General features: G+C 44.3%; 3 protein-coding genes. All 3 read right to left on the bottom strand.

Annotated elements, in window-relative coordinates; all coding sequences use genetic code 11:
* On the bottom strand, positions 1-220 hold a 220-nt coding region (locus tag QT974_RS28880), incomplete at its 3' end, for an IS1/IS1595 family N-terminal zinc-binding domain-containing protein (RefSeq protein ID WP_333471825.1).
* A gap of 196 nt (positions 221-416) precedes the next feature.
* Positions 417-821 (bottom strand): HPP family protein, encoded by a 405-nt coding sequence (locus tag QT974_RS28875; RefSeq protein ID WP_333471824.1) that lies wholly within the window; start codon positions 819-821, stop codon positions 417-419.
* Positions 808-6,204: an AAA family ATPase gene (locus tag QT974_RS28870; protein ID WP_333471823.1), complete on the bottom strand. Its 5,397-nt coding sequence runs from the start codon at positions 6,202-6,204 to the stop codon at positions 808-810. The genes QT974_RS28875 and QT974_RS28870 overlap by 14 nt, the downstream gene beginning before the upstream one ends.
* Positions 6,205-6,729: the final 525 nt, after the last annotated feature.

Below are 6,729 nucleotides of genomic sequence, written 5' to 3'. Positions count from 1 at the left end.
TATCTTCTGACACTTGAAGTACCCGAGCAATCCCTGCCTGAGAAATACGTTCAAGTAGCATCCGTGACATTAACTCTTTTTGTTCTTCTGTAATAGGCTTCCAGGCAGGATTTAAAACAAATTGACGACCACATTCTCGACATTTAAAATTTTGTTTGCCATGCCGAGTTTTACCGTTCAGACTAACTTCTTTTGAGCCACAATTAGGACAATGGGGAATCTCTACTGTCAGATCACACTATGGTAAACAATTCTCTCTAATAGTAACTTGCTCGATCCTTTCCTTCAGGGTACTACCGAATTTTTCAATTGCTTCTATGAGCTAGATCAGACTGAACTGAAACTATCGACGCATGATGAACCAACGCGACTAGATCCGTGAAGCCCATACCAGAGTTAGCATTGAGTATCAAGGTTTATTCTTCACGCTCTATTAGAGGACGAACCATTAGCCAGAGTACGAAACGCTCCAATCCAACTAGCAAAGAAATGGCTCCAACCCCTAAGCTAAAAAGAATAAGATTGTTTTGACTACTGACTGAGAAGGCAAAGACCAGGGAAGTCGCAACGGCGGGAGGATGGACGACATCCACCACAATCATGACAATAATAGTGATCACCATCGCCGCCGCCGCCGCACTGTAGCCCGCCCCTAGAGCAAAACTGGCAAACAAACTGATAGCAGCCGCCATTAGTTGAGCTGAAATTAGTGAGCGCGCGGTGTTGCTGCTGTGATGTGGATCAAGGTAAATCAGAAACGCACTGACGGCGAGGGAAGAAAATAACAACCGTTGCTGACTTAGCAATTCAACTAATGCCATAACGCTCAAAATTGTGAGCGTGGGCGCTGTTGCTAATAGCAGTTCTTGCTTTAGCGACAAGTAGCGTCTGGAGGAGTAATCTGCACCTGAGATTGACTTTAAGCTGGAGCGGTTTCGATTGATCATTGTCGTAAACGCGATCGTCACCTACAATTTTCTGTTCATAAACCTGTAGCTCACCTGTCTGGAGCGCTCGTTGCGTATACTCCATTCGCGTTCGAGCAGTTGAAAGCGGCAGAATGTCATGGATATTAGCCCCCGCTTTCAACTGCTGCGGATTGAACGGCTGAAAATTGCTGCTTCTCACCACTTTCAAATATGTGCCATCTTGACTCATTTGAATTAGTAAATCGGGAATCGCACTGATCGTGGCTTGATTCGTCGCTTCGCTTTGTCTCAGAGCGGCTTGTTCCTGTTCAAGTGCCAGTGTGCGCTCAGCAACTTGCTGTTCCAAAATCTGGTTGTATTCTGCTAATAGCTTCTCTGCTTGTTTGCGCTCGGTGATGTCTTGAAAGGCCGCGATCGCATAGACAGTATTACCTTGCTCGTCAAATACTGGCGTTCCCCAACCTTCAACTGGAATAGTTACATTGGGTTGACGAATTTCTAAATCCTCAATTCTAGTGCGCGCACCGCTCAATGCTCGCATTACTGGTAGGTTCTCAATCGGATAGGGTTGATCTGTTCCCGCTAAATAAAGTTGATAAACCTCTGCAAGTTGATCCGGTGTCGCAGCAGGAACAATTCCTTTGCCTAGTAGTTGAGCAGCCTGTTGATTAGCATAGCAAGGACGACCTGCCGCATCGACGATTCCAATTCCTACGGGAACTGCTTCTAGGAATTGCGCCATCTGACTTTCGCTCGCGCGCAGTTTGGAGTAGAGCCTAGCATTTTCAATTGCAATCGCAGCTTGAGTTGATAAAAGATGCAACACTTGCGATCGTTCCAAGGTAAAGGCTCCAGCCGCTAATTGGTTTTCTAGATACAATACGCCAGTGAGCTTGTTTTGATTCAGTAAGGGTATACATAAGAGCGATTTAGTTTGGTTCTGCTGAATGGATGGCTCATGAATAAAATTACCTTCACAAGCAGCATCATTGAGGATGATGGATTGATGAGTCCGAATCACATACTGAATAATTGATTCCGGCAAGCGAGTTGCTATTGGAATAGATTCCAGCACTTGTGTCGTATAACTCTGCTCACTAGCATCGACTTCGCAAGCAGCCTCAATCATCCATTTGCCCGAATTTTCCAGAATCAGATATCCAGTTTGTGCACCAGCATTCTCAATCAATATCTTCATTAAGGAATGAAGTAGCTGATTCAATTCCATTTCACTAGAAATCGTCTGAGATGCTTTCAAAACCGCCTCTAAATCAAAGGCAAGGGGTGAACTGCTAGACGTTGTTTTAGCCGCCTTAGAAAGTGATGTGTGTCCTGGATGCGATACTTGAGGGAAGAGCTGAGGATAGCGAATTTCTAGATCGTTGACTTTTGCCATTGCTCCCCATCGTTCATAACAATAGTGAGCTTCCTTGATGTAAGTTTGGGCTATCTTCTCCCTACCTCGTGCCAGATAATGTTTTGCAGCTAATTCGTATGCTAGTGCCTCTTCATGCAAATAGTGATTGTCTTTAGCCCCTTGAATCGCTTGTTCGTAGAGTTCTTCCGCTTCAAATAGCTGCCCCAAAACTCGTGCCATCTCTGCTTGCACTAAGTGATGTCGATGCAGACAGTTCATGGGCGCATACTGTGCCCAATGCTTCATTTTCTTCTGATTAACCACAACTCTTTCAAAAATATCTTCCTGCACTTGAACACTGCTTTCACAATATGTGGCGAGCCTTGCCAGAGAGTCATAGAGGTAATACAAAGGTTCAAGGGGGGTGGCTGTGGTGCAACTCACTAAATTCTCCCCCAGAGCTGAGTTTTTAACAGCTTGAGCATAATCAGAAAATAGATAACATAGGAAAAGTTTGTTGAAATAAATATCAAAGATTGCGATTCCATTATTTGCTGCTTTATGTTTTGTCAGTTCCTTTTCTTCATTACTAAATTCCCCGATCAAAAGGCAGGGATTCTGCGATAGCCCGATTAAATTGACGACTGTTTGACGATATATTTTGCTCCAGGCAAGGATGGTTTCCTGTTTAAGTTGATGGATTGCTTCACCATAAATTGCCATCTCGTGTTCAAGTTCTACGAGTTGCTTTCCAGAAGCATAAAACTGAAAGCAGTAAGTATGAGCGCAATAGGCAGCAAACTCTAAATCTCCAGTTTCTAGTCCAACTTGATAGGCTTCCAGTAATGGCTGTCCTATTTCTCTAAGGTGTTTCTTCCAGTGAATAACGCAGTTATTTACAATGAACAATGTTCTGGCTTTCAGTGGATGGATATTCAGGCGGGACAACAGCCTTAGAGCAAGTTGCCCAAACTGATAACCAAACTCAATATTTCCCCTGCCACACAAAACCATGCCAAGTGTGGCATAGGCAAAGGGAGACACAAGTGCATTGCCATATTGCATAGATAAGTTAACCTGCTTCGACACTAGAAGGGGCATCAAATCAGGAGTCGCAATATAAGCAGCGATCGTGATGCTGGATAAAATTCGCATTGCCGCTAACATCTCTGGCTCGATCATTTCCGGCAAATAGATCAAGTCACTAATTGGTTTTTCACTAAAGCGAGATATGATTTTATCTAGTTCAGAGTGAATCTCTGACGGGCTTGGATCTTTTGGAAAACTGATTCCCAATTGTTGCAAAATTTGCAGTGCGGTATGGATGGCATTTAATAGTTGAACTTGTGCAATGTCAGCTTGAATATTGACTTCATAAACTTTCACCGTGTCGAGAACTGTTTTGGCTTCCTGGAGAACGATCTCTGCCCAAGTTTCTACAGCATCAAAATTGCCACAAAGAAATGCAACTTCTGTGGCTTCTAAATATAACTCTAAAGTCAACTCATAGTGGGTTTGCCAGCTAGACTCTAAGAGTATTGCTCTGCCTATCGCTAAATACTCTTTCGCCGCATTGTAGGCGATCGCTGCCTTTGCCTTCTGACCTGCTATTAAATTTAATCGAGCAATTTCATACCGCTCGACTGGATCAGTAACTAGCTCAATCCCCTGGTTTAGATGATCCACAATTTCAAACAATTGATCGGATCGTGGCTCCGGTCGAAATTTTTCCAGCAGATTGCGAGCAACTTGGAGATGAACCGTTTGTTTCTGCGACGCATCAATTAAGGAATAGGCTGCTTGCTGGACGCGATCGTGTGGAAACTTGTAATCCTGAACTAATAACTGTTCATCTAACTCAGAGGTTGGCACTATTAAGCCAAACTGAACGGCTGTCAACAGTTCTGAAAAGATTTCGTTGGGCGATCGATCGCAAATAATTGAGAGAGTGCTTAAGTCAAAATCAGCACCAATGCAAGCTGCCAACCGTAGAACCTGCTGAGTTGCTGTAGGCAACTTCTTGAGTTTGCCCAGCATCAGTTCCACTACGTTATCTGTGATATTTTTAACTTTAATTTGAGGAATATTCCATTGCCAACAAAGTTGTTCAGGGCTAAAAGTTAACAGATTCTCTATGTAGAGTGTTTTTAGAAACTCATTAACGAAGAAAGGATTTCCGCTTGTTTTTCGCAGTACAAGTTCCGCCAATGAATGAACAGTAATAATATCAGTGTGCAATGTGTCAGCAATAAGTTGGGCGATCGCGTTTAGCTCTAACGGTGTTAATGAAATCTGATTGATTCTTGCTCCTGCTTTCCGCAGTTCCTCTAGCGTCATCATCAACGGGTGAGACAGGCTAACCTCGTTATCTCGATAGGCTCCAATCAGAAACAGGTGTTGTGTCTTTGCATCTGTCATCATTAACTCAATCAACCTAAGTGTGGCTGAGTCCACCCATTGAAGGTCATCTAGAAAAATGACTAACGGATGCTCTACTGAGCAAAACAACCGAATAAACTGCCGAAAGACTCGGTTGAAGCGATTCTGCGCTTCTGTTGCTCCTACTTCCGGTACAGGTTGTTGCGGACCAATGATCAACTCCACTTCTGGAATCACATCAATTATGAGTTGTCCATTGCTTCCTAAAGCATTTAGAAGTTGCGATCGCCATTGTTGCACCTGATCATCTGGTTCTCCCAGCAATTGCTGGACTAGTTTTTTCAGAGCAACCACCATCGCACTATAGGGAATATTGCGCTGAAACTGATCAAATTTGCCAGAGACAAAATATCCGCGCTCTTCAGTGATAGGTTTATACAACTCCTGGACTAATGCTGATTTCCCGATTCCAGCATCACCCAAAACGAGCAGCATTTCAGAAAACGCAGGGACGCTGGAATGCTGAATATTGCCGTTCTCTCTGTCTCCCTTTCTCCCCTCCTCCGCATCATCTCTCCTTGCTACCCGTTCAAACGCTGCCAATAACGTTGAAATCTCGGCCTCTCGTCCATATAGTTTCTGAGAAATCTGAAATTGCTCGAAAATATCATGCAAACCCAGTTGAAAGGGATTAATTTGACCTCTTGTTTCGAGTTGATTAGCACAATTCTCTAAATCCGCTTTGATGCCCCAAGCACTTTGATAGCGATCCTCGGCATTCTTTGCCATCAGTTTTAGAATCATATCCGAAACAGGTTTAGGAATTGTGGTATTTAGTTCATGCGGTGGCACAGGCTGCTTTGCGATATGACAATGTACTAGCTCCAGGACATCGGTTGTGGTAAACGGCAATTGCCCAGTCAGCAATTCGTAGAACGTGACACCCAGTGAGTAAAAATCGGTGCGGTAATCAAGCAAACGGTTCATCCGTCCAGTTTGCTCAGGCGACATATAAGCGAGGGTTCCTTCCAGAATGTGGGGACTTTTGAAGGTTGGATTGACACGGTTGAAGCGAGTCGCAATCCCAAAATCAATCATTTTGACAACACCAGTCTCTAGATTGAGGACGATGTTGCCAGGAGTAATGTCTTTGTGGATAATGTTGGCAGCATGAATTTTGGATAGAGTGTCGGTCAGGGCCATCACCACCCTCAGAAATATTGGTAAAGACATCGGACAAAAGTCTGGTTGTTGCATCCATCGTTCTAGCGACTCCCCACCAAAGTCTTCTAGGAGAATAACCAGTGTGCGTTGGTAGTTTTGCTGACCGTATGCCTTGACCACGCCATCGAAGTTAAGGGAACGAGTGATTTCATATTCCTGCCTGTAGCGCGTTAATTCTTGAGGCGAGGGGTAATCCTGCTTGAGTAACTTGATGACGAGCGCCTGACCATCTTGCACTCGAATACCTCGGTACACTGTAGAGGCTGAACTTTCATAGATTTTGCTTTGAATGGCAACTCCGGTCAGGGTAATCATCCAACTCTCTCCTGATACAGGACATAAGCATACAGCTATGGTCAATTCTACAAGGCCAAAAGGTAGCGACGCTGCAACGAAGTGCCACGCGATCGGTGTAATACTTGCCCCGCAAAGATTTCAGCAAAAAAGCTTGAAAACTGGAACTTACCCGTAAATGATGGTCAAATCGCTTACAAAATTCACGACAGAATGGGCTTTTCAGGTCTTCTTTGTCTAAAAACTTGCCCATAAATGGTCATTTCTTGGGATGTTTTAGTCAATTCATGGAAATTTTTCTCGAACCCGGTATTGGGGTAAAGCCGAGAGGTAGAGTCGAGGGGAGTGTTACCACTCCACCCCTCTCTTCCGAAACCGTGCATGAGACTGTTGGGTAAGAAAGCATACGTCGCCGTATCTCCCTCCCCTAAGAACCGGACTTGACACTTGTCGCATCATCCGGCCGGGGCCTTTGCCTTCACAGTAACGTTGGCTCTTCTGGAGTCAAGGTGATAAGCAAACCTAATCAGAAAAGCAAGCTAATAG

The sequence above is a fragment of the Microcoleus sp. BM001215392 genome (assembly GCF_036700185.1).
In the GTDB taxonomy this organism is placed as follows: Bacteria; Cyanobacteriota; Cyanobacteriia; order Cyanobacteriales; family Microcoleaceae; genus Microcoleus.
The sequence above is the reverse complement of the archived record's forward strand: the minus strand, read 5'-3'. Positions and strand labels throughout refer to the sequence as shown.

Coding starts and splice junctions, on each gene's coding strand:
- QT974_RS28875 (WP_333471824.1), bottom strand. CDS start 821: ATGGCATTAGTTGAATTGCTAAGTCAGCAACGGTTGTTATTTTCTTCC.
- QT974_RS28870 (WP_333471823.1), bottom strand. CDS start 6,204: ATGATTACCCTGACCGGAGTTGCCATTCAAAGCAAAATCTATGAAAGT.